Origin of the sequence: Priestia koreensis (genome assembly GCF_022646885.1) — a bacterium.
GTDB lineage: Bacteria > Bacillota > Bacilli > Bacillales > Bacillaceae_H > Bacillus_AG > Bacillus_AG koreensis_A.
Genome location: NZ_CP061868.1, coordinates 4,530,179 through 4,553,374, shown reverse-complemented (window position 1 = coordinate 4,553,374; position 23,196 = coordinate 4,530,179). Strand labels below are relative to the sequence as shown.

Sequence of the window (23,196 nt, the reverse complement as noted above, 5' to 3'; positions counted from 1 at the left end):
GGGAAGAGATATGAACCAAGAACAATTTCAACAGCTGTTAGAAGAGAAGGGGATTTCCCTCTCTTCTCATCAGCTTCAACAATTTAAAAAATACTTTGAAATTTTAGTAGAATGGAACGAAAAAATGAACTTAACGGCTATTACGGATGAAGAGGGTGTGTATGAAAAGCACTTTTTTGACTCTGTAACGGCTGCCTTTTCATACGATTTTCAAAATGTTAAAACAGTTTGTGATGTAGGAGCAGGAGCAGGATTTCCTAGTATTCCACTAAAAATTTGCTTCCCTCATCTTCACGTTACTATCGTCGATTCTTTGAATAAGCGAATTACATTCTTAAATCACCTCGTCACTGAATTAGGTTTAAGTGATGTTACGCTTTGTCATGATCGCGCTGAGACGTTTGGTCGCAAAGAGGGAATTCGTGAGGCATTTGACGTTGTCACAGCTCGTGCGGTAGCACGTATTTCTGTTTTAAGTGAATTTTGCTTGCCTCTTGTGAAAGAAAATGGTCAATTTGTTGCCATGAAGGGAGCATCAGCTCTAGAAGAATTGGAAATTGGTCAAAAAGCAATCACAACTTTAGGTGGAAAAGTAGAGCGTGTGGAACATTTAACTCTTCCAATAGAGAAAAGTGATCGTTACATCGCTGTTATTAACAAGGTAAAGAAAACACCTAAAAAATATCCTCGAAAACCAGGTACACCAATCAAAGCTCCACTCGAATAGTTAGCTATTGTTTTGCTTCATTTAACGATTTTTTTCTCGTGGGAGAAGAAGAAAAGAACGTATAACCTCTTCTTCCCTCACGAAATTTTATCAATTAAAAGCAGGAGATCAATATGACATATCGAACTTATTTATGGTGGGATTTTCCTGAAGGTGGTGTAGAACTGTGAAATCTGCTTTTTCACGTTTTTTTAATTTAAAAGATCGAACGGATGATATAGAGCATCATGATCGAGAAATCGAACCAGAAGGTAAGGAACAAGAAATTAGGGATGAAGTAAAAGAGATCCCGGTAACGAGTATTACTCCGAACCGTTATCAGCCTCGTAACGTATTTAACGAGGAGAAAATTCACGAACTGGCTCTTACAATCCGTACCCATGGTATCATTCAGCCGATCGTGGTTCGTCCTATTTCAGACGACGAGTATGAATTAATTGCTGGAGAACGTAGATGGCGCGCAGTCCAAACACTAGGCTGGGAGCATATACCTGCGATCATTCGAACGTTTAATGACGCGGAAACAGCTTCTGTCGCCCTGATCGAAAATCTTCAGCGAGAAGAACTCACTTCAATTGAAGAAGCACTAGCTTATGCTAAATTACTCGAGTTACATAATTTAACTCAGGAAGCGCTTGCTCAGCGTCTTGGTAAAGGTCAATCAACCATTGCCAATAAGCTTCGTTTACTCAAACTACCTTCTACAATTCAAGAAGCAATTATGCAAAAGCTTATCACAGAGCGTCATGCTCGTGCGTTGATTCCTTTAAAAGATGTTGAAAGGCAAGAAGCCGTGCTGCAAGAAATTTTAGAGAAGAACCTCAACGTCAAACAAACAGAGGATCGAGTAACGAGTTTAATAGAGAAACCTGTGAAAAAGCCGAAAGCGAAACGAAAGGCTTTTAGTAAAGATGCACGCATTGCTATGAATACGATCCGTCAATCATTGACGATGGTAACGGATAGCGGGCTGAGTATTAACTCTGAAGAAGAAGAGTTTGATGAATATTATCAAATTACAATTAAAATTCCAAAGAAATAAACGATAAAATATTCCTCATCGAAATGGATGGGGGTTTTTTATCAAGGAAATAGAAGTCTAAATATTCCTTCAATTTTGCAAGAAAAGATTGATGCAAACAAGGGTAGGTGGTCACACCGTGGGGAAAGTTATCGCCGTTGCAAATCAAAAGGGCGGAGTTGGTAAAACGACAACTGCAGTAAATCTAGGAGCTTGTATGGCTCACCAGGGAAAAAAAGTACTAATGGTGGACGCTGATCCTCAAGGGAACGCCACTAGCGGTGTAGGAATTGATAAGGCGGAAGTAGATGCTTGTATTTATAATGTTATTGTCGAAGATACTGATGCATCAGAAGTGATTTGCACAACGGGCGTCAATAATTTATCCATTATTCCCGCTACAATTCAGTTAGCAGGAGCGGAAATTGAGTTAGTTTCCACTATTTCAAGAGAAGTTCGATTGAAAAGAGCGCTCGAAAAAGTGCGAAACGATTATGATTACATTATTATTGATTGTCCGCCATCTTTAGGATTATTAACAATCAATGCATTAACGGCTGCTGATTCCGTTCTTATTCCTGTACAGTGCGAGTACTATGCGTTAGAAGGGTTGAGTCAATTATTAAATACTGTACGTTTAGTGCAAAAACATTTAAACTCAGATTTGCGTATTGAAGGAGTTTTACTTACGATGTTGGATGCGCGCACAAATTTGGGGCTACAGGTGACAGAGGAAGTAAAGAAATATTTTCAAGATCATGTCTATCGTACTATTATTCCGAGAAACGTACGTTTGAGTGAAGCGCCAAGTCATGGAGCACCTATTATCTTGTATGATCCAAAGTCACGTGGAGCAAATGTCTACACGGAACTCGCAAAGGAAGTGATATATAGTGGCGAAAGGATTAGGGAAGGGCATTAACGCGTTATTTTCAGGCTTAGATGTAAAAAGCGAAGATACTATTCAAGAGATTAGCGTAACCGATTTAAGGCCTAACCCCTATCAACCAAGAAAGATTTTTCATCCAGAAGCGATTCAGGAATTAAAGGAATCCATCCTGCAGCATGGTATTCTACAGCCAATTATTGCTCGTAAAACGATTAAGGGCTTTGAGATTGTTGTGGGGGAAAGAAGATTCCGAGCAGCAAAGGAAGCGGGATTATCTACCGTTCCTGTCGTAATGAAAGAGTTCTCTGAAAAGCAAATGATGGAGTTAGCACTTTTAGAAAACTTACAGCGTGAAGATCTCACGCCAATTGAAGAAGCTATGGCATATCAAACGTTAATGGAACAGCTTCATATGACTCAAGAGCAACTAGCAGCACGACTTGGAAAAAGTCGTCCTCATATTGCTAATCACTTGAGGCTCCTTACTCTTCCTGAAGAAATTCAAGATTGGATTTCCCACGGTAAGCTCACAATGGGTCATGGTCGAGCATTATTGTCCATTAAAGATAAAAAGTTAATTGTCTCTATTGCTGAGAAAGTTCAGAAGGAAAAAATGAGTGTACGAGAGCTTGAAGAGTTCGTTTCTGCTCTTAACCAGAGTGTTTCACGTGAAACGAAGAACAAAAAGCCTGAAAAAGATGTGTTTATTCGTCAAAGTGAGGCCGTATTGCGTGAGAGCCTTGGTACTTCTGTTTTCATTAAACAAACGAAGAAAAAAGGTAAAATTGAAATTGAGTTTTTCTCAAAAGAAGATCTCGATCGTCTTTTAGAGCTACTACGCGTAAGTAGAGGAGAAATTTAAAAATAACCCTTGATCAATGAGATCAAGGGTTATTTGTATTTTGAGAAACGTTTTAAAGGTGAAAAAGGTTGAACCGAATACGTTTGCTGCATCGTAGTACTAGCCTCAATTAAGCTGTCTGCGATGAGATCTGCCATCTTCATCACTAGGCTCAGCCTCGTATTTTGTAAAACAAAAAACTCCATAAATCCACTTACATTTACGATTCCTGTAATGTGAATATCCCCTACAGGGATCAATTCTTTGTTCACGCCTGCTCCAGGTTTCACAGGGCCTGTTCCGATGCAGACGTTTCCGACACTTTTCATCCGTCCTAAACAAGCGTCAATGCCGACAATAAAAGGATTTTGGTGCATCTGATAAATACGTTGAACCGTTTCTTTTAAATTAATGGCGTGTATCGGCTCTTCTAGTGTGCCATAGACATGAAAGGAATTTAGCCCTTTTTCCTTTAGTTTTGTACCGACTAGTGGTCCTAATGAATCTCCTGTTGATCGATCTGTACCAATACATACAATGACGATATTTCGTTCATACAAGGCAGGAAGCAAACTAACTAAGTTCTGTGATAGGGTTGTAGTGGCATCGAGATCATCATGAAGCACACGAACACCTAGCTCCTTTTTTCCTACAAAGGAGGATTTTAGATTCATAGGATCCACTCCTTTTACATAATACTAACAGTATACGAATTTTATGGAAGATCTATACATTAAAAGTGAGAAAATTTAAGAAGGTAGAGATTGGAATTGAGATCGATTGAAAGAGCTTGAGCAATCCAATATGTATATGCCCAAAAAAGAATGGAATGAATTCTATGAGAAATAAGTTATTCTAGTATCATACGTACAAGTTCTTTTACTCTTACTGCTTGTTATAACCGATTTTCGCATAGTTGAACCTTTTTCATCGAATAACTAAGTAAATGAAAGGTGGACAACCTCTCTTTTTTATCATGCTATTATGAATGACTACAAATTATGCATAAATCTTGTTAAAATAAGCTCTATAATTAAAAAATATTGAAAAGTAGGTCAGAATGATGTTGCTACTCAGTCTAGGAGTCATGGAGTCCTTACAGAAGAAATTTTTAAATGAAGCCCTTTGGTCGAAAATAGGAGAAGGAGCTTTAAAGATTTTACTGATTATCATTTTAGCGAGTATTTGTATTAAAGTTGGAAAGAGCGCTCTTCAGAAGATCTTTGAAATGAGAAGCAAAAGTCCTTTGCGTATTTCTGAACGGAGAGAGACGACTCTTATTCGACTGCTTCACAATGTTTTGTCGTATATCGTATATTTTGTTGCCCTCATGATGATCTTAGAAGCGCTTGGTATTAAGGTGCAAGCTCTACTGGCTGGTGCGGGGATCGTCGGATTAGCGGTCGGATTTGGTGCCCAAAACCTAGTGCGCGATATTATCACTGGATTTTTTATTATCTTTGAGGATCAATTCTCAGTGGGAGATTATGTTCGTATCACGAATTTTGAAGGAACGGTTGAAGAAATTGGTTTACGCACGACAAAGATTAAAAGTTGGACAGGCGAGTTACATATTTTACCAAATGGTAGCATTAACGAAGTAACCAACTTTTCGTTGCACAATAGCACTGCTTTTGTTGACGTAAATATCTCCTACGATGAAGATATTGAACGTGCTGAACAAATTATTAAAGACTTACTTGTAGAGCTACCAGACAAATATGAAGATATGGTGAAGCCTCCAGAACTTTTAGGTATTCAAAGCTTTGGTCCGTCAGAAGTAGTGATGCGTGTCGTAAGTGAAGTCAAACCGATGCGTCATTTTTATATGGCAAGGGAAATTCGCAAGGAAATTAAAATGCGTCTTGATGAGCACGGAATCGAAATTCCAATTCCTCGTATGGCCATGTATAACAAACCAGGCCATGAGCAGTATTCCCCTAATGTAAAAGATAATGGATAGATAGAGAATTGAAAGGGAGATCATGATGATTGAAAAAGAATTCGGTATAAAAGATGTAGTGGAAATGAAAAAGGCACATCCTTGTGGAGTAAATCGTTGGCAGATTATTCGAATGGGAATGGACATTCGAATTAAGTGTGAAGGTTGTGGACATAGCGTAATGATCCCACGCCGAGAATTTGCGAGAAAAATGAAAAAGGTGTTAGTTAAGCATGAGGAATAACCTCATGCATTTTTTTTTGCTTTCACTTATACTAAATTAAAATGAATAATCCATGTGATATATAGTTGAGGTGAGCATAGTGAAAAAAGAGGTTATATCGTCTTGTCCTTTGAACTGCTGGGACAGCTGTGGTTTTCATATAACAGTGGAAAATAATAAGGTAATAAAAGTGGAAGGAGATGCGAATCATCCCATCACACAGGGGAAAATTTGCGGAAGAGGAAGGGCGTTAGAAACACGTACGAATTCTTCTGATCGTCTTCTTCATCCATTAAAAAAGATTGATGGTCAATTTGTGCAAATTTCTTGGGAGCAAGCACTTGAGGAAATTGCAGAAAAGATGGCGGTTATTAAAAAGAAATATGGTAGTCAAGCTGTCCTGCACAGTCATGATTATGCAAATAACGGCCTGCTCAAAAATTTAGATCAACGTTTTTTTAATAGCTATGGTGGCGTGACAGAACTGACAGGCAGTATTTGCTGGGGGGCGGGCATTGAGGCACAGGTATGGGACTTTGGAGATTCCTACAGCCATGCTCCGCATGATATTTATCACAGTAAGCACGTTGTCATTTGGGGTCGGAATGTCGCGAGAACGAACATGCACCTCTTTCAACACCTTCAAGAAGCGAAAAAGCATGGAATTCACCTAACGGTTATTGATCCTATCTATAATGCGACGGCTAAGATTGCCCATGATTATATTTCAATTAAACCAGGTATGGATGGTATTTTAGCGATCGGTATTATAAAAGAACTAAAACGCCTAGGTTTGGAGGATCATCATTTTATCGAGCAGCATTCCGTTGGCTATGAAGATCTTGTTGCTTTGGTAGATGAGATTAGTATGGAAGAGATCGTGAACATGACGGAGATTCCATACGACCGAATTACGGGATTAGCAGAGATCTATGCAGATCGTCCAGTGACTACTTATCTAGGACTTGGTATGCAACGCTACAAAAATGGTGGAAATACGATTCGTTTAATTGATGCGCTTATTGCAGTGAGTGGTAACATCGGCATTCAAGGTGGGGGAGCGAACTTTGGTAATCTTCAAGTTGGTCAAAGCTTTAACTCAAATGCGTTAACGTTACCTGAAAGAAAACAAAAGAAGCGCAGTTTTACCATGATGAAGCAGGCGGAAGGGATATTAGAGGCGGTAGATCCGGAAATTCAAATGATCATGGTGACATGTGGAAATCCCGTTACGCAAGTGCCGAACACGAACCTTGTCGAAAAAGCCTTCTCATCAGTAAATACGCTTGTGGTGATTGATCAGTTTATGACAGATACAGCAGCGCTCGCTGATTATGTTCTTCCAACAACGACTGTATTTGAGGAAACAGACATTTACTACGCATCTATGTATCACGGCTATATGAACTACGGGGAAGCGGCTGTAACGCCTCCAGGTGAAGCAAAGTCCGATCGATGGATTTGGACAGAACTTGCCAAACGTCTTGGGTTTGGAGAGGTGTTTGATTACACAGTCGATGAGTTTTTAGAGATGGGTCTTAGTAAGCTGAAGGATCACGGCATTACGCTCGACAGACTAAAAGAAGAAAAGCACCTTTTACTACCTATCAGAGATGTTCCGTGGTCTACCTATGAGTTTAAGACACCGAGTGGTAAGTATGAATTCACTTCAACGTTAGGAGAAAAAAAGGGATACAATGGGAAATTGCAGCTATTATTTCCCGAGGAATCTTCTGCTTCTAACACGGAGTTAGCACGTAAGTTTCCTTATCAATTATTGTCGATTCATCCGATGCGTTCAAATCATTCACAGCACTATCCTGTTATTAAAGGCTTGCAGGAAGTGAAGATTGAAGTATCTCAAGATGTAGCTACTGAGATGGGTCTCGAAGAAGGAGATATGGCTCAATTGTTTAATGATCGAGGAACGCTCAGAGGGAAAGTAAGGATCATGAAGATTGCTCATCCAGGAACAATTAATGTAGATGAAGGCCAATGGAAACAGTTTGGGGGAAGTGTTAATCTACTTACACCAAATGGAGAATCGGATAATGGATTAGGCAGCACGTTGTACGATTGCTTAGTAGGAATTAAAAAAGTAGAGAGTATAAGTGTTAATAATTAGGAATTGATTAGGCTTGTTTTTTCAACCTTGACTCACTATAATTGGGAAAGGTTAAATTGTTTACGGTAAATATAGAGGAGTGGAATATATATGGCATTAACAGCTGGAATTGTCGGACTTCCAAATGTCGGAAAGTCAACTTTATTTAATGCAATTACACAAGCGGGGGCTGAATCTGCGAACTATCCGTTCTGTACGATTGATCCGAACGTTGGAATTGTAGAAGTACCAGACGAACGTCTTCAGAAATTAACGGAGCTTGTAAATCCGAAGAAAACGGTTCCTACAGCATTTGAATTTACAGACATTGCGGGAATTGTAAAAGGTGCAAGTAAAGGTGAGGGACTAGGAAACAAATTCTTATCACACATTCGTCAAGTGGATGCGATCTGCCAAGTGGTACGTTGTTTTGCAGATGATAACATTACACACGTATCTGGTAAAGTAGATCCAATCGCTGATATTGAAACGATTAATTTAGAGTTAATTTTAGCTGATTTAGAAACAGTCGATAAGCGTGTTGATCGCGTGGCGAAATTAGCAAAACAAAAAGATAAAGATGCTGTTTACGAGCATGAAGTGCTTGTGAAATTAAAAGCTGGGTTAGAAGCAGAGCAACCAGCTCGCGCATTAGAATTTACAGATGAGCAAATGCGCATTGTAAAAGGTCTTCACCTTTTAACAGTGAAGCCAATGCTTTATGTAGCAAACGTAGGAGAAGATGAAGTAGCAGACGCTTCAAATAATCCATATGTGCAACAAGTACGTGAATACGCTCAAAAAGACAGCTCAGAAGTTATCGTCGTATGTGCGAAGATTGAATCTGAAATTGCTGAGCTTGAAGGCGAAGAAAAAGAAATGTTCCTAGAAGAGTTAGGAATCGAAGAGTCTGGATTAGATCAATTAATTCGTGCTTCTTATCATTTATTAGGTCTAGCAACGTATTTCACAGCAGGTGAGCAAGAAGTGCGCGCATGGACGTTCCGTAAAGGCATGAAGGCTCCACAATGTGCAGGGGTTATTCATACAGATTTCGAACGTGGATTCATTCGTGCAGAAACGGTTGCTTATGACGATCTAGTAACGAGTGGTAGCATGACAGCAGCGAAAGAAGCAGGAAAAGTCCGTCTAGAAGGTAAAGAATATCTAGTAAAAGACGGAGATGTTATGCACTTCCGCTTTAATGTCTAATTCTTACTGTAACTAATATTGATTTCGATATATAGGTGTGATATACTTTTTACTTGTGAGTAATAGTTATATTGCTCCTTGCCCATTAAGGGCCGTTTAGACCAAAAGGAGGTGACAAGGATGAAAAAATACGAAGTTATGTATATCATCCGTCCAAACATTGAGGATGAAGCTAAAAAAGCTGTAGTAGATCGTTTCGGCGGTATCTTAACAGATAACGGTGCAACAATCGAAAACGTTAAAGAGTGGGGTAAACGTCGTTTAGCTTACGAAATTAACGATTTCCGTGACGGTTACTACATGATCTTAAAAGTAGAGGCTGGTAACGAAGCGATTCAAGAATTCGACCGTCTTGCTAAGATCAACGAAGACATCATTCGTCATATCGTAGTACGTGAAGAAGCTTAATAAATAATCGTTTAAATAAATAGAGTTTTAAATTCCTGAAGGAGTGGTTCTGATGATGAATCGCGTAATTCTAGTTGGGCGATTAACAAAAGATCCTGAATTACGCTATACCCCAAATGGAGTAGCTGTAGCAACTTTCACGTTAGCAGTGAATCGTACTTTTACTAACCAACAAGGTGAGCGTGAAGCAGACTTTATCAACTGTGTGGTATGGCGTCGCCCTGCTGAAAACGTCGCAAACTTTTTGAAAAAAGGTAGCTTGGCTGGAGTAGACGGTCGTGTACAGACTCGAAACTTTGAAGGTCAAGACGGTAAAAGAGTCTACATCACTGAGATTGTAGCAGAGAGCGTACAATTCCTAGAACCAAGAACTGGTGGAAACGAAGCACCGCGTAATAATAATTACGCTGCTAGTGGAAATCAAGGTGGTTCAGGTGGATATCCATTTGGTGGACAAGATCAGAACCGTAATTCAAACAACCAAGGTTATACACGTGTGGATGATGATCCATTTGCAAATGATGGTAAGCCAATCGACATCTCTGATGACGATTTACCATTCTAAGAATCGATCTGATACGTATGAGTATATCTTTGAAATAACAAATAAAAGGGAGGTATTATAATGGCTGGAGGACGCAGAGGTGGACGCGCAAAACGCCGTAAGGTTTGTTACTTCACAGCGAACGGTATTACTCGCATCGATTATAAAGATGTAGATTTACTTAAAAAGTTCGTTTCAGAACGTGGTAAAATTTTACCTCGTCGTGTAACAGGTACTAGCGCTAAATACCAACGTAAATTAACAATTGCTATTAAACGCGCTCGTCAAATGGCATTATTGCCATATGTTTCAGGCGAATAATAGTTTATAAAAAGACACTCGTATATGAGTGTCTTTTTTTATTCTCCCTTATAGAATATGATAATGAATCAATATATATCCTCCTCATACGTCATTTTTACGCATAAGATTGACGTTTTCTTGACGAGTTTCTGTAACATTTGATTATAAGGTCTGGAATAGATAAAATAGGAAATAGTCTAATGAATGTATGAGGTGGAAATGTGAAGGGAATGCGTTATTTAACTGAAGGTGCGCTAATGCTCGCGATCTATATGTGTATGCTTCTTATATCTTTATACATACCTGTAATTAGGATTATAGTGATGTTGCTATTACCGCTACCGTTTATCTTCTATACGATGCGCCATCATTGGAAGAAATCGTTGCTATTGTTAGTCGCAAGCTTGTTGCTGACTGTTTTACTTTCACCCCTGTCGCTACCGGTGACGTTTATGGCTGGTACAGGTGGAATTACGCTCGGATATTTTTATCGAAAAAAGGGAAGTGGCTATGCAGCTTTAGTAAATGGAACAGTTGTATATTGCTTAAACTTGGTTTTGTTTTTTATTGTTGCAAAGTCGCTTTTTCATGTTGATTTTCAAGCATTGATGGACAAGTCTTTAGATCAATCCATTAATCAGTCACAGCAATTTATCGGACAGATTGGACAGGGACAAATTCGATCAGAAGAAGAGAAGCAGATTAACATGCTAAAAGACCAACTGAATGATATGAAGTATCTCATACCATCTATAATGGTGTTAGTAGGAATGTTTTTAACCTTCGTAAACCACGTGGTTGCTCGTCCTATTTTAAAGCGTTTAAAGCATGACGTTCCACGAATGGGACCTTTTTCAGAGTTTCAGCTTCCAAGGATTATTCTATGGTTTTACCTGATCTCGATCTTGTTGTCGTTTATTCAATTTCCTGATGGGTCCTTTATGTTTATGGCTATTAATAACGTGGCCTTTTTATTGCAGATTTTAATTTTGTTACAGGGATTTGCGGTAATCTTTTCATTTTTTAAGCAGAAAAAGATGCCGATTTTCATTCCAATCGTTTTGATGTTTTTCTCATTTTTCATCCCTTTACTTCTTCAAATCGTCCGCATATTGGGTATAATTGATTTAGGGTTTAATTTACGTCGTAGACACAGTCCTAAATAAACCAACATATTTAGTAGCATAAGAACATTGCTAACTTGAAGAGTAGGAGCTGAAATGGATGCCTGTCTTTACAAAAAAGAACATTATTCGCTATCCATTTTATTTGCTATACGGTTTTGCGGTTCTTTTAGTAGCTATCGTCGCATACCATCACTGGATCATTGGAGTGGTGGGAGTGATCCTACTAATAGGAGCGTTAGTATTATATATAAAATTGGAACGGTTAATGTCAGATGAATTAGAATCGTATATTTCGATGCTCTCTCATCGCTTAAAAAAGGTTGGGGAAGAGGCATTGATGGAAATGCCTATTGGAATTATGCTGTTCAATGATGATTACCAGATTGAATGGACGAATCCGTTCCTTGCATCCTGTTTTAATGAAGATACGTTAGTTGGGCGCTCTCTTTATGATGTCGCTGAAAGCCTCATTCCTCTTATTAAGCAAGAAGTAGATAATGATGTTTTTACGCTTCATGAGCGAAAGTTTAATGTGATTTTAAAGCGTGAGGAGCGATTGGTTTACTTTTTCGATGTAACAGAAAAAGTAGAAATCGAAAAGCTATACGAAGATGAACGGACAGTTTTAGGCGTTATCTTTTTAGATAACTATGATGAACTTACGCAGGGAATGGACGATCAATTAAAAAGTAATTTAAATAGCAAAGTGACGTCCCTTATTAACAGCTGGGGTCAAGAGTATGGTTTATTTATTAAGCGCACGTCATCTGATCGATTTATTGCGATTTTAAATGAACAAATTTTGATTCATTTGGAGAAGAGTAAGTTTTCTATTTTAGATCGAGTCCGTGAAGAGACGTCGAAATACAATATTCCCTTAACCTTAAGTGTTGGGATTGGAATTGGATCCTCTAATTTACCTGAACTAGGTGCCCTTGCTCAATCTAGCTTAGATTTGGCCCTAGGTAGGGGAGGAGACCAAGTAGCCATCAAACAAACAAATGGGAAAGTAAAGTTTTATGGTGGGAAAACGAATCCGATGGAGAAACGTACGAGGGTTCGTGCTCGTGTAATCTCTCATGCCTTAAAAGAACTTGTGTCTGAAAGTAGCAAAGTCATGGTAATGGGTCACAAATATCCAGATATGGATGCAATCGGTTCTTCCATTGGGATTTTAAAAGTAGCCCAGGTTAACCAAAAAGACGGCTATATCGTATTGGATACGGAGCAGCTTGATGAGGGTGTGAAGCGTCTATTGGCAGAGATTAAAAAAGACTCTGATCTATGGTCGCGTATTATTTCACCTGATGAGGCGCTGAATCTAGTGAGCGAAGATACGCTGCTTGTAGTAGTAGATACTCACAAGCCTTCATTAGTTATTGAAGATCGATTACTGAACAAAGTAGAAAATGTTGTCGTCATCGACCATCATCGCCGCGCTGAGGAGTTCATTGAGGATCCTTTACTCGTGTACATGGAGCCTTATGCCTCTTCAACCGCAGAGCTTGTGACAGAGCTACTCGAATATCAGCCGAAGCGGTTTAAAATCGATATGCTTGAAGCAACAGCGTTACTGGCGGGAATTATTGTCGATACGAAGAGCTTCACCTTGCGTACAGGATCACGTACGTTTGATGCAGCATCGTTTTTACGCTCTCAAGGTGCAGACACTGTGCTCGTGCAAAAATTCCTTAAAGAAGATGTTAATCAGTATGTGAAGAGAGCGCGTTTTATTGAAAAAGCGCATATTTACAAAACGGGTATTGCGATCTCTAAAGGGGAAGAGTCTGAAAGCTATGATCAAGTACTGCTCGCACAGGCAGCAGATACACTGCTCTCGATTAGTGGGGTAGTAGCCTCGTTTGTTATTTCAAAACGAAATGATAATCGAATTGGGATTAGCGCACGTTCTCTAGGGGACGTAAATGTTCAGGTCATTATGGAGAGCTTAGAAGGCGGAGGACATTTGACAAATGCCGCTACACAGCTTCAAAATATAACATTAGATGAAGCGGAAGAGAGATTAAAACAAGTCATTGATGAGTATTTAGAGGGAGGAAAAAAATCATGAAAGTTATTTTCTTAAAAGATGTTAAAGGTAAAGGTAAAAAAGGCGAAGTTAAAAACGTATCAGACGGCTACGCTCAAAACTTCTTACTCAAACAAAATCTTGCTGTAGAAGCAACGAATGCAAGCATCAAAGCTTTAGAAGGACAAAAGAACAAAGAGAAAAAAGAAGCAGCAGAAGAGCTTGAGCAAAGCAAACAGCTAAAAGAAACGTTAGAAAAGCTAACGGTTGAGCTTAAAGCAAAATCTGGTGAAGGCGGTCGCTTATTCGGATCGATCACAAGTAAGCAAATTGCAGAAGAATTAAAGAAAACTCACAATATCAAAGTCGACAAACGCAAAATTGAAATGGATGATGCAATTCGCGCATTAGGATTCACAAACGTTCCTGTTAAGCTTCATCCTGAAGTAACGGCGACAGTTAAAGTTCATGTATCAGAGCAATAATAATTTCAGTAAAGGGGCGTTATCGATATGAGTGATGTTTTTTCTGATCGTCTACCGCCCCAGAATATAGAAGCAGAACAAGCAGTTTTAGGGGCTATTTTTCTTGAACCATCTTCATTGACGCAGGCTTCTGAAATGCTTATTCCAGAAGATTTTTACCGAGCTGCTCACCAGAAGATTTTTAACTATATGCTCCGCTTATCAGATAAGGGGGAGCCGGTTGACCTTGTCACGGTTACCTCTGAATTAGCGGATCAGAAGCTTCTTGAGGAGATTGGAGGCGTATCCTATTTAAGTGATCTGGCCAGCGCTGTTCCAACTGCAGCCAACATCGAATATTACGCCAAAATCGTTGAGGAGAAGTCCATTCTTCGTCGTCTAATCCGAACAGCAACAGATATTGCTTCTGAGGGCTATGCAAGAGAAGATGAGGTAGATGCGTTACTAAATGAAGCTGAAAAAAGTATTTTAGAGGTTTCTCAGCGGAAAAATACGGGCTCCTTTCAGAACATTAAAGATGTTTTAGTTCAAACCTACGATAATATTGAGCAGCTTCATAATCGAAAAGGTGATATCACAGGAATTCCGACCGGGTTCACTGAGCTAGATCGAATGACTGCCGGGTTTCAACGAAATGATTTGATTATCGTAGCCGCTCGTCCATCGGTAGGTAAAACGGCCTTTGCCTTGAATATCGCGCAAAACGTTGCGACCAAAACGGATGAGAACGTGGCGATCTTCAGTCTGGAGATGGGTGCTGAGCAACTTGTCATGAGGATGCTTTGTGCAGAGGGGAACATTAATGCGCAAAACCTTCGTACTGGTTCATTAACAGACGAAGATTGGGGAAAACTTACGATGGCAATGGGCTCCCTATCAAACTCAGGGATTTTCATTGATGATACGCCAGGGGTTCGCATTAGTGAAATCCGTTCTAAATGCCGTCGTCTTCAGCAAGAGCACGGTTTAGGAATGATTTTAATTGACTATCTGCAATTGATTCAAGGTAGCGGCCGCAGCGGTGAAAACCGTCAGCAGGAAGTATCGGAAATTTCCCGCTCTCTTAAAGCGCTCGCGCGTGAATTGAAAGTGCCGGTTATCGCCTTATCACAGCTATCTCGTGGCGTAGAACAACGTCAAGACAAGCGTCCAATGATGTCAGATATCCGTGAATCTGGGAGTATTGAGCAGGATGCAGATATTGTCGCTTTCTTGTATCGTGATGACTATTATGATAAAGAAAGTGAAAATAAAAATATCATTGAAATTATTATCGCCAAGCAGCGTAACGGCCCTGTTGGTACCGTACAGTTGGCATTCGTTAAGGAATACAATAAATTCGTTAATCTTGAGCGGCGTTTTGATGACGCCAGTATGCCGCCACCAGGCGCATAGAGAAAGCGACCTTCTTTTTACGGAAGGTCGCTTTTTTTGATGGGTAAAAACTAGTGTATTCTGCACCCCTTTAGGAAATAATAATCATAATAATACGAACGTATATATTAATTATTAATTAATCGTTCGGATTTTGGTTGACTTTACTGTAGTGAATTGATACACTTAATAACGTTGAAAACATGAAGTAGTAAGCAGTAGTTTACTAAGCGGAGGTGCTTTTAGAATGTCTTCAGTTGTTGTTGTTGGAACTCAATGGGGAGATGAAGGTAAAGGGAAAATCACTGATTTTCTATCTGAAAATGCAGAGGTGATTGCTCGTTATCAAGGTGGTAACAATGCAGGTCATACAATCAAATTTAATGGTGAAACTTATAAATTGCATTTAATTCCTTCCGGGATTTTCTATAAAGATAAAATTTCTGTTATTGGAAACGGAATGGTCGTAGATCCAAAAGCGCTTGTAAAAGAATTAGGTGGTTTACATGAGCGTAACGTTACAACAGATAATCTTCGAATCAGTAACCGTGCACACGTTATTCTTCCATATCATTTAAAATTAGATGAAGTAGAAGAAGAGCGCAAAGGTGCCAACAAGATCGGAACAACAAAAAAAGGTATCGGTCCTGCGTATATGGATAAAGCAGCACGTATGGGAATTCGTATTGCAGACTTATTAGACCGTGAAGTGTTCAAAGAAAAATTAGAGCGTAATTTAGAAGAAAAGAACCGTCTTTTAGAAAAGTTCTATGAAGTAGAAGGCTTTAAAATTGAAGACATTCTTGATGAGTACTATGAATACGGGCAACAAATTGCGAAGTATGTGTGCGATACGTCCGTTGTATTAAACGATGCTCTTGATGAAGGAAAACGCGTTTTATTCGAAGGTGCACAGGGTGTTATGCTCGACATCGATCAAGGAACATATCCATTCGTTACATCTTCAAACCCTGTAGCAGGTGGTGTAACAATTGGTTCTGGTGTTGGTCCTACGAAAATTCATCACGTTGTGGGTGTGTCAAAAGCCTATACAACACGTGTTGGTGATGGTCCGTTCCCAACGGAATTAAACGATGAAATTGGCCATCAAATTCGTGAAGTAGGACGTGAGTATGGTACAACAACGGGTCGTCCACGCCGTGTCGGCTGGTTTGATAGTGTGGTTGTTCGTCATGCTCGTCGCGTGAGTGGAATTACAGATTTATCTCTGAACTCAATTGATGTATTAACAGGAATTGAAACGTTAAAAATCTGTGTTGCATATCGTTATAAAGGGGAAATCTTAGAAGAGTTCCCAGCTAGCTTAAAAGTATTAGCTCAATGTGAGCCAGTATACGAAGAGCTTCCAGGATGGACAGAAGACATCACAGGTATGAAAACTCTTGATGAGCTTCCTGATAATGCTCGTCATTATCTAGAGCGCGTATCTCAATTAACAGGTATTCCACTTTCTGTGTTCTCAGTAGGACCAGATCGTTCTCAAACAAACGTAATCCGTAACGTATACCGCGTATAATTGTAGGGTAAAATGAATTTTGTATAATCATAAAATGCTTAAAGCTGCGACTCGACATCAGGTACAAACACCATCAGTCAGCTTTAAGCATTTTTTATGTTTCGACAAAAAATTCTTTTTTAAACATTTTTTGAAAAAACTATTGCCGAATAAAAAAATATCTGCTATTATAAAAAGCGTCGTTAAGATACATATGAGCCATTAGCTCAGCTGGTAGAGCATCTGACTTTTAATCAGAGGGTCAGAGGTTCGAATCCTCTATGGCTCACTTTTAAATTTAACTGGCCCGTTGGTCAAGCGGTTAAGACACCGCCCTTTCACGGCGGTAACACGGGTTCGAATCCCGTACGGGTCACCATGTTATTTTAATAGCTTAATGATGTTTAGGGTCCCGTGGTGTAGCGGTTAACATGCCTGCCTGTCACGCAGGAGATCGCCGGTTCGATCCCGGTCGGGACCGCCATTTATTTCTTTTTATTGATTTAAAAGAAAGTTATGGTATAGTAAAGAATATACATAGTCACGTATAACTATGGCTCGGTAGCTCAGTCGGTAGAGCAAAGGACTGAAAATCCTTGTGTCGGCGGTTCGATTCCGTCCCGAGCCATCCCAAAAAACTAGAGTTCGTTTTAGAACTCTAGTTTTTATTTTGCCTAAAGACTGGAATTTACTTTGCTTAACGAGATGATTAATTGTACAATCCATAATAACCGCTAGCACTTTGGTAGAGGTTTTTCAGATTTACCTATATATGTTATAAAGTAGAATCATGAACTTTCTTTTCTTTTCAAGTATAATAGAAAAGATGAGTACCAAAAATTCTTCGTTTAAAAGATAAAGGAGAACGATAACATGGATAAACGTATATTAGTGGTTGACGACGAAAAACCAATTGCTGATATTTTGAAGTTCAATTTACAAAAAGAAGGTTACGAAGTGTTTTGCGCATATGACGGCGTTGAAGCACTAGAGAAATTAGAAGAAATTCAACCAGAATTGGTGTTATTAGATATCATGCTTCCTCAACGTGATGGAATGGAAGTTTGCCGTGAAATTCGTAAGAAATATGATATGCCAATTATTATGTTGACCGCTAAGGATTCTGAAATTGACAAAGTATTAGGGTTAGAGCTAGGTGCTGATGATTACGTTACAAAGCCTTTTAGCACACGTGAACTACTAGCACGTGTCAAAGCGAATCTTCGCCGTCATCAACAGGTGGCAACAGCAGAAGATGAAAACGAAACGAACGAAATTACGATCGGTTCATTGGTTATCCATCCTGATGCATATATTGTTTCAAAGCGCGGAGATTTAATTGAGCTAACTCACCGTGAGTTTGAACTGCTTCATTATTTGGCGAAGCATATCGGTCAAGTAATGACACGGGAGCATTTGCTGCAAACAGTATGGGGCTATGACTATTTTGGAGATGTTCGCACAGTAGATGTAACCGTACGACGACTTCGTGAGAAAATAGAGGATAATCCTAGTCATCCTACGTGGATTGTAACAAGACGAGGAGTAGGTTATTACCTGCGAAATCCTGAACAGGAGTAGAGTAAATGAAGAAAGTACGCTTTTTTCAATCGATTCATTTTAAGTTCGTGTTAATTTATGTATTGCTTATTTTATTAGCCATGCAGATTATGAGCGTGTATTTTGTACGCGAATTAGAAAAGGAGTTAATTAATAACTTTTCGACCTCTGTTAATGAGCGCGTCAACTTACTTTCATATAGTATTGACCAGGAAATGCAAAAGAAGCGAGACGAGAATTCTCCCTCGCTTGAGAGTGATATTAGCGACGTGCTAAAAGATTCTCTATCAAAAGACATTACGGAAATACGTGTGATTGATCCAAACCGCCGAATTTTAGGAAGTTCAAGTGATCACCCTGAATACGTAGTTGGAAAGAAAACAACGGATGTGTCCATTAAAAGGGCCCTTCTATATGGTGCTACAGAAGAACGAACAAGAGTAGCAAAAGGAATGCGTGTAAGGGAGTTTATTGCGCCTATAAAGTCACAGGATGAAATTGTAGGGGCAATATACCTTACGGCCAATATGGAGCCCGTATACGCTCAAATAAAAGAGGTTAATAGCATCTTCACAACAGGAACGATGATCGCCCTTGTGATTACGGCATTACTCGGTATTTTCCTCGCACAGACGATCACAAGACCTATGTCTGATATGCGCCGACAAGCGCTTGAAATGGCAAAAGGTAACTTCTCTCGGAAAGCAAAGGTATACGGCTATGACGAAATTGGTCAGCTTGCTCTTACGTTTAACAACTTAACGAGAAAGCTTCAAGAGGCCCAGGCGACGACAGAAGGGGAGCGACGGAAGCTAAGCTCGGTTCTTGCCCATATGACAGACGGCGTAATCGCAACAGATCGAAAAGGCCGCGTCATTCTTATTAATGACCCTGCGAGTGAGATGTTAGATGTTTCCCGTGAAACGGTACTGTCTGAACCGATCATTTCTTTATTGAACCTCGAGGGAACGCATACGTTCGAAAGTCTCCTTGAAAACCAAGAATCGCTCATTTTGGATTTTAGTAACAAGGATAAGTATTTTATTCTTCGTGCAACGATTTCCTCTATTCAAAAGGATACGGGCTTCGTAAACGGATTAATTATCGTACTACACGATATTACCGAGCAGGAGAAAATTGACCAAGAACGCCGCGAGTTCGTTGCGAACGTATCACATGAGCTGCGTACGCCACTTACGACGATGCGAAGCTACTTAGAGGCATTAGCAGAAGGTGCTTGGCAGGATCAAGATATTGCACCACGATTCCTACAAGTAACGCAGACAGAGACGGAACGAATGATTCGCCTCGTAAACGACCTGCTTCAATTGTCAAAACTCGATAGCAAGGATTATCGATTTAAGACGGATATCATTGATTTAGTGAAGTTATACAATTACACCATTGATCGCTTTGAAATGGCGAAAGAACAGAAGATCAAGTTCATTCGCAAGCTTCCGAAGCAATCAATCTATGTATCAATTGATCAAGATAAAATTACACAGGTTCTAGATAACATTATTTCCAACGCAATTAAGTACTCCCCAGAAGGCGGTACGATTACGTTCTCGTTGAAATTAAAAGATGAGACGGTTATTTTAAGCGTTCAAGATGAAGGTGTGGGAATTCCGAAGAAGAATATTTCGAAGATCTTTGATCGCTTCTACCGCGTGGATAAGGCTCGATCAAGACAGCTTGGTGGAACAGGACTTGGTCTTGCAATCGCGAAGGAAATTGTACAAGCCCATGGTGGGAGAATCTGGGCGAAGAGTAAGGATGGGCAAGGAACCATTATATTCTTCACACTTCCTGTCGAAAGTGAGCGCGAAGACGAATGGGAATAAGATACGAAAAGCTTAAAACGTTCCTTTTGTTGTTTTTGGTAGTATTAAGCTTGGTCTTAACGTGGAATCTTTGGACGTACCAGCCTCATTACAAAATACTTGAAAAAAATAAATACTTACAAAATGAAACATATGTAAGTCCACTGAAAAGTGCATCAAAAAAAGAGTTGAGCGATCATATTAAGTTTTCACAAGTCATCTATCATGGGAATGGTTCGGACTATGGTGCAACGATCGAAAAAAACGTCGACAATTGGCTAAACGAAGCAAAGACATGGAAGTTTGCAAACGTCTACAACTATACGCCAAACGTTCCGTCAAATGACTTCGACTCTTTTTTACATATGGATAACGCGATTGAATTGATTTATCCGGACAATATCTCGATGAAAGCCTTCAAGGATATGTTTCAAGTCGAGGGTAAATCAGTTCCTGACTTTTATTTTGATCGCATTTTTCTTAAAGAAAAAAGAGGACAGTCCGCTATTAATGCTTATTTTGTGGATACAAAGACACGTCAAATCTTTGTTGCGATTGTCTCTAACTTTTTGCAACACGATTTTGACAAAAAGGCAGCGAAAATGCAAAGCTTGTACGCTCCTTACACGAAGTATAAAATTCGTGACGGAAAGTACATCTATCTTCCGAAGCAATCCGTTACGCTTGATAGCCTAATGTATTATAGCAGCCCTCTAGATGTGGATAAGTTCAAAAACGTTTTATTCGGTAATCCTACGTACGTGAAGAAAGAAAAAGTATCGAACGAAGAATTTTACACGGATGGGACAAGCGTGCTCGCGTTCGTTGGTAATCAAGACGTAATTGAATACGCCAACTGGGCGAATTTAGGAACGTCTAACAGTGAGGCTATTGAAGTAACGAGCATTTTGAAACGAAGCTTCAATTTTGTTAATGATCATGGTGGTTGGACAGACGCGTATTATTTTTCAAAATGGAACCCTGATAAGCGCGAGGTTATGTATCAGCTTCATGAGAATAATTATCCTGTCTTTTCAACGAGTGCGCCGACAACAACGGAGATCTACGAGAAGTGGGGGAAAGCAGAGGTTGCCAAATACCGCCGACCTATTTATAAAATTTCCCGTACATCATCAGGTAGTTTTCCAGTAAAACTCTCATCTGGCTTAGATATTATTAAGTCTGTGGAGAAGATTCCAAACTTGGATAAGTCACAGCTGCAAGACATTGCAATTGGTTACGAACTCGTTCCTCAGCAGCAGAATGATAGCTTAGAGGTTCGACGCATTGCCCTGCAACCGGCTTGGTTCTATTTATACAAAGGCAAATGGAACAAGGTTGAAAGTCTGAAGGAATCAGGAGGTGCATCGAATGGATTGGAATAAAACGAAAAATACATTCATTATTACTTTCCTGATTCTGAATCTTTTCCTTGGCTTTCAGCTTTATCAAAAAAAGGAACGTAGTCAGCTTGATCCGATTACGGAAGCAAGTATTGAGGAGCTTTTAGCGGACGATCACATTACATATGGAGATCTTCCGACACCACCTTCTAAGGAAAGCTATGTAGGAGTGACCAATTACAATTTTACGAACACCAAATTAGATGGTCTTAAGGATCAAAAGATTATGTTGCTAGATGCGACACATCTTCAAGGGACGTTCAATAAGTCGATTCCAATTTCCGGATCAAATGCGACGTTTCGTTTCAATCAATTTTTAAAAGATTACATCTATAAGGGCTCTTCCTATATTCGATGGAATGTGGATAAAGATTTAAAACAGATTATTTGCTATCAAAAAATCGGTGATGCCACCATTTATAACAATGAAGGTGGGAAGCTCATTATTCACCTTAATGATAAGAATGAAATGACAGGTTATGAGCAAACTTTATTAGATGTAAAGGATAAGATCGAGGTTGATAAGGATATCCTACAGCCGATCAAGGTGCTTGAAAACCTGTACTTAAATAAAGAAATTGAACCTGACAGCAACATAACCACTGTTAAATTAGGATATTACAATTTCTCCCCAGTGATCGCAAATTCTGATGAGGCTCAAATGCAAATTTTAATTCCAGCTTGGCACATCGTTGTGAACAAGAAGGACCAATATTTCATGAACGCTTTTGAAGGAGACATTGTAAAAGGAAAGACTAATTAATTATTGGAGTGAGTAACATGAGCTTGCACTTTAGTGTGCTCGCAAGCGGAAGCACGGGTAACGCAACATTTGTCGGAAATGAGAAAGGCTCGATTCTTGTCGATGCTGGACTAAGCGGAAAAGGCATGGAAGGCTTGTTCCAACAAATTGATCGCAACATCAAAGATCTCTCAGGGATTTTAGTTACACATGAGCATAGTGATCATATTAAAGGATTAGGTGTGTTAGCACGCAAATATGATTTGCCGATTTATGCGAACGAGAAAACGTGGCAGGCGATGGAAGGATTAATTGGAACGATTCATCCGGACCAAAAGTTCGTTTTTAATGTTGGAGAGGCAAAATCGTTTAACGGCTTGGACGTAGAGTCCTTCGGTGTATCTCACGATGCAGCTGAGCCAATGTTTTTTTCCTTTCATCAAGATGGTAAAAAACTTACGTTAATCACAGATACAGGTTATGTGAGTGATCGTATGAAAGGCGTTATTAAAGATAGCGATATGTTCATTTTTGAAAGCAATCATGACGTTGAGATGCTTCGAATGGGAAGATACCCTTGGAGCATCAAGCGTCGTATTTTAAGCGATGTGGGACACGTATCAAACGAAGATGCGGCACTTGCCTTAGCGGACGTTATTGGTGACCAGACAAAGCGCATTTATTTGGCTCATCTTAGTCAGGATAATAACATGAAGGATCTAGCCCGCATGTCAGTGGAACAAGTCCTAACAGAAAAAGGATTCCAAATCGGTGAGCAAATTGAGCTGTATGATACAGATCCAAAAAATGCTTCGCCGCTCGTTTATATTTAACGAGTAAAAAATTTGGGAGTTCATTGTGCTAAAAATTAGAATTTTACAGTGAATTGGGTATAATAGTCTATAATAGAGGGCTCAGCTTAT

General features: G+C 39.5%; 22 protein-coding genes and 4 tRNA genes. 25 read left to right on the top strand and 1 reads right to left on the bottom strand.

Features of this window, described 5'->3' with window-relative positions:
* Positions 1-10 precede the first annotated feature (10 nt).
* The 4 genes from rsmG (at position 11) to IE339_RS23625 (ending at position 3,499) form a co-directional block, all read left to right on the top strand.
* Positions 11-727, top strand: a complete 717-nt coding sequence (rsmG, locus tag IE339_RS23640) for a 16S rRNA (guanine(527)-N(7))-methyltransferase RsmG (RefSeq protein ID WP_242172558.1) — start codon at positions 11-13, stop codon at positions 725-727.
* Positions 728-944: 217 nt separating this feature from the next.
* Positions 945-1,769 (top strand): nucleoid occlusion protein, encoded by an 825-nt coding sequence (noc, locus tag IE339_RS23635; RefSeq protein WP_397428604.1) that lies wholly within the window; start codon positions 945-947, stop codon positions 1,767-1,769.
* 118 nt (positions 1,770-1,887) lie between these two features.
* Entirely contained in the window at positions 1,888-2,670 is a 783-nt protein-coding gene (locus IE339_RS23630) for a ParA family protein (protein ID WP_242172554.1), read from the top strand.
* On the top strand, positions 2,642-3,499 hold the full coding sequence (locus IE339_RS23625) for a ParB/RepB/Spo0J family partition protein (RefSeq protein WP_242172552.1): 858 nt from the start codon (positions 2,642-2,644) through the stop codon (positions 3,497-3,499). Before IE339_RS23630 ends, IE339_RS23625 begins: the two co-directional genes overlap by 29 nt.
* A 29-nt stretch (positions 3,500-3,528) precedes the next feature.
* Here the strand turns inward: IE339_RS23625 and yyaC are convergent, their stop codons facing one another.
* On the bottom strand, positions 3,529-4,152 hold the full coding sequence (gene yyaC, locus IE339_RS23620; protein ID WP_242172550.1) for a spore protease YyaC: 624 nt from the start codon (positions 4,150-4,152) through the stop codon (positions 3,529-3,531).
* Between the two features lie 386 nt (positions 4,153-4,538).
* On the opposite strand from yyaC, the gene IE339_RS23615 reads away from it, so the two are divergent.
* The 21 genes from IE339_RS23615 (at position 4,539) to IE339_RS23515 (ending at position 23,106) form a co-directional block, all read left to right on the top strand.
* On the top strand, positions 4,539-5,441 hold the full coding sequence (locus IE339_RS23615; protein WP_242172548.1) for a mechanosensitive ion channel family protein: 903 nt from the start codon (positions 4,539-4,541) through the stop codon (positions 5,439-5,441).
* 25 nt (positions 5,442-5,466) lie between these two features.
* Positions 5,467-5,664 carry a DUF951 domain-containing protein gene (locus tag IE339_RS23610; RefSeq protein ID WP_053401799.1) on the top strand — a complete coding sequence of 66 codons (198 nt, stop codon included), beginning with the start codon at positions 5,467-5,469 and terminating at the stop codon, positions 5,662-5,664.
* Positions 5,665-5,743: 79 nt separating this feature from the next.
* Positions 5,744-7,768 (top strand): molybdopterin-dependent oxidoreductase, encoded by a 2,025-nt coding sequence (locus tag IE339_RS23605; protein ID WP_242172545.1) that lies wholly within the window; start codon positions 5,744-5,746, stop codon positions 7,766-7,768.
* 90 nt (positions 7,769-7,858) lie between these two features.
* The gene (gene ychF, locus IE339_RS23600; protein WP_242172543.1) at positions 7,859-8,959 is read left to right on the top strand and encodes a redox-regulated ATPase YchF; all 1,101 of its coding nucleotides are present in this window, start codon (positions 7,859-7,861) and stop codon (positions 8,957-8,959) included.
* Positions 8,960-9,079: 120 nt separating this feature from the next.
* Positions 9,080-9,367, top strand: a complete 288-nt coding sequence (rpsF, locus tag IE339_RS23595; protein ID WP_053401802.1) for a 30S ribosomal protein S6 — start codon at positions 9,080-9,082, stop codon at positions 9,365-9,367.
* Positions 9,368-9,419: 52 nt separating this feature from the next.
* Complete coding sequence (gene ssb, locus IE339_RS23590; RefSeq protein ID WP_053401803.1) at positions 9,420-9,932, top strand: single-stranded DNA-binding protein; 513 nt, start codon at positions 9,420-9,422, stop codon at positions 9,930-9,932.
* Between the two features lie 60 nt (positions 9,933-9,992).
* Entirely contained in the window at positions 9,993-10,232 is a 240-nt protein-coding gene (rpsR, locus tag IE339_RS23585; protein WP_053401804.1) for a 30S ribosomal protein S18, read from the top strand.
* 212 nt (positions 10,233-10,444) lie between these two features.
* Entirely contained in the window at positions 10,445-11,380 is a 936-nt protein-coding gene (locus IE339_RS23580) for a YybS family protein (protein WP_347342731.1), read from the top strand.
* 58 nt (positions 11,381-11,438) lie between these two features.
* Positions 11,439-13,412, top strand: coding sequence for a DHH family phosphoesterase (locus IE339_RS23575; protein WP_242172539.1), 1,974 nt, complete (start codon positions 11,439-11,441; stop codon positions 13,410-13,412).
* Positions 13,409-13,855: a 50S ribosomal protein L9 gene (gene rplI, locus IE339_RS23570; protein WP_242172537.1), complete on the top strand. Its 447-nt coding sequence runs from the start codon at positions 13,409-13,411 to the stop codon at positions 13,853-13,855. The genes IE339_RS23575 and rplI overlap by 4 nt, the downstream gene beginning before the upstream one ends.
* A gap of 27 nt (positions 13,856-13,882) precedes the next feature.
* Complete coding sequence (gene dnaB / locus IE339_RS23565; protein WP_053401808.1) at positions 13,883-15,250, top strand: replicative DNA helicase; 1,368 nt, start codon at positions 13,883-13,885, stop codon at positions 15,248-15,250.
* 226 nt (positions 15,251-15,476) lie between these two features.
* The gene (locus IE339_RS23560) at positions 15,477-16,766 is read left to right on the top strand and encodes an adenylosuccinate synthase (protein WP_242172535.1); all 1,290 of its coding nucleotides are present in this window, start codon (positions 15,477-15,479) and stop codon (positions 16,764-16,766) included.
* Positions 16,767-16,961: 195 nt separating this feature from the next.
* Positions 16,962-17,034 (top strand) — tRNA-Lys (locus tag IE339_RS23555).
* 15 nt (positions 17,035-17,049) lie between these two features.
* Positions 17,050-17,124: transfer RNA gene (locus tag IE339_RS23550), tRNA-Glu, on the top strand.
* Between the two features lie 29 nt (positions 17,125-17,153).
* A tRNA-Asp gene (locus tag IE339_RS23545) sits at positions 17,154-17,229 on the top strand.
* A 71-nt stretch (positions 17,230-17,300) separates the two neighbouring features.
* Positions 17,301-17,373, top strand: a tRNA-Phe gene (locus IE339_RS23540).
* A gap of 245 nt (positions 17,374-17,618) precedes the next feature.
* Positions 17,619-18,326: a response regulator YycF gene (gene yycF / locus IE339_RS23535; protein ID WP_053401810.1), complete on the top strand. Its 708-nt coding sequence runs from the start codon at positions 17,619-17,621 to the stop codon at positions 18,324-18,326.
* 5 nt (positions 18,327-18,331) lie between these two features.
* A complete protein-coding gene (walK, locus tag IE339_RS23530) occupies positions 18,332-20,149 on the top strand; it encodes a cell wall metabolism sensor histidine kinase WalK (RefSeq protein WP_242172533.1) in 1,818 nt (605 codons plus the stop codon).
* Between the two features lie 50 nt (positions 20,150-20,199).
* Positions 20,200-21,513, top strand: coding sequence for a YycH family regulatory protein (locus tag IE339_RS23525; protein WP_242172530.1), 1,314 nt, complete (start codon positions 20,200-20,202; stop codon positions 21,511-21,513).
* Positions 21,500-22,294, top strand: a complete 795-nt coding sequence (locus tag IE339_RS23520) for a two-component system regulatory protein YycI (RefSeq protein WP_053401813.1) — start codon at positions 21,500-21,502, stop codon at positions 22,292-22,294. Before IE339_RS23525 ends, IE339_RS23520 begins: the two co-directional genes overlap by 14 nt.
* 17 nt (positions 22,295-22,311) lie before the next feature.
* Positions 22,312-23,106, top strand: coding sequence for an MBL fold metallo-hydrolase (locus tag IE339_RS23515; protein ID WP_242172529.1), 795 nt, complete (start codon positions 22,312-22,314; stop codon positions 23,104-23,106).
* The last annotated feature ends 90 nt before the right edge of the window (positions 23,107-23,196 follow it).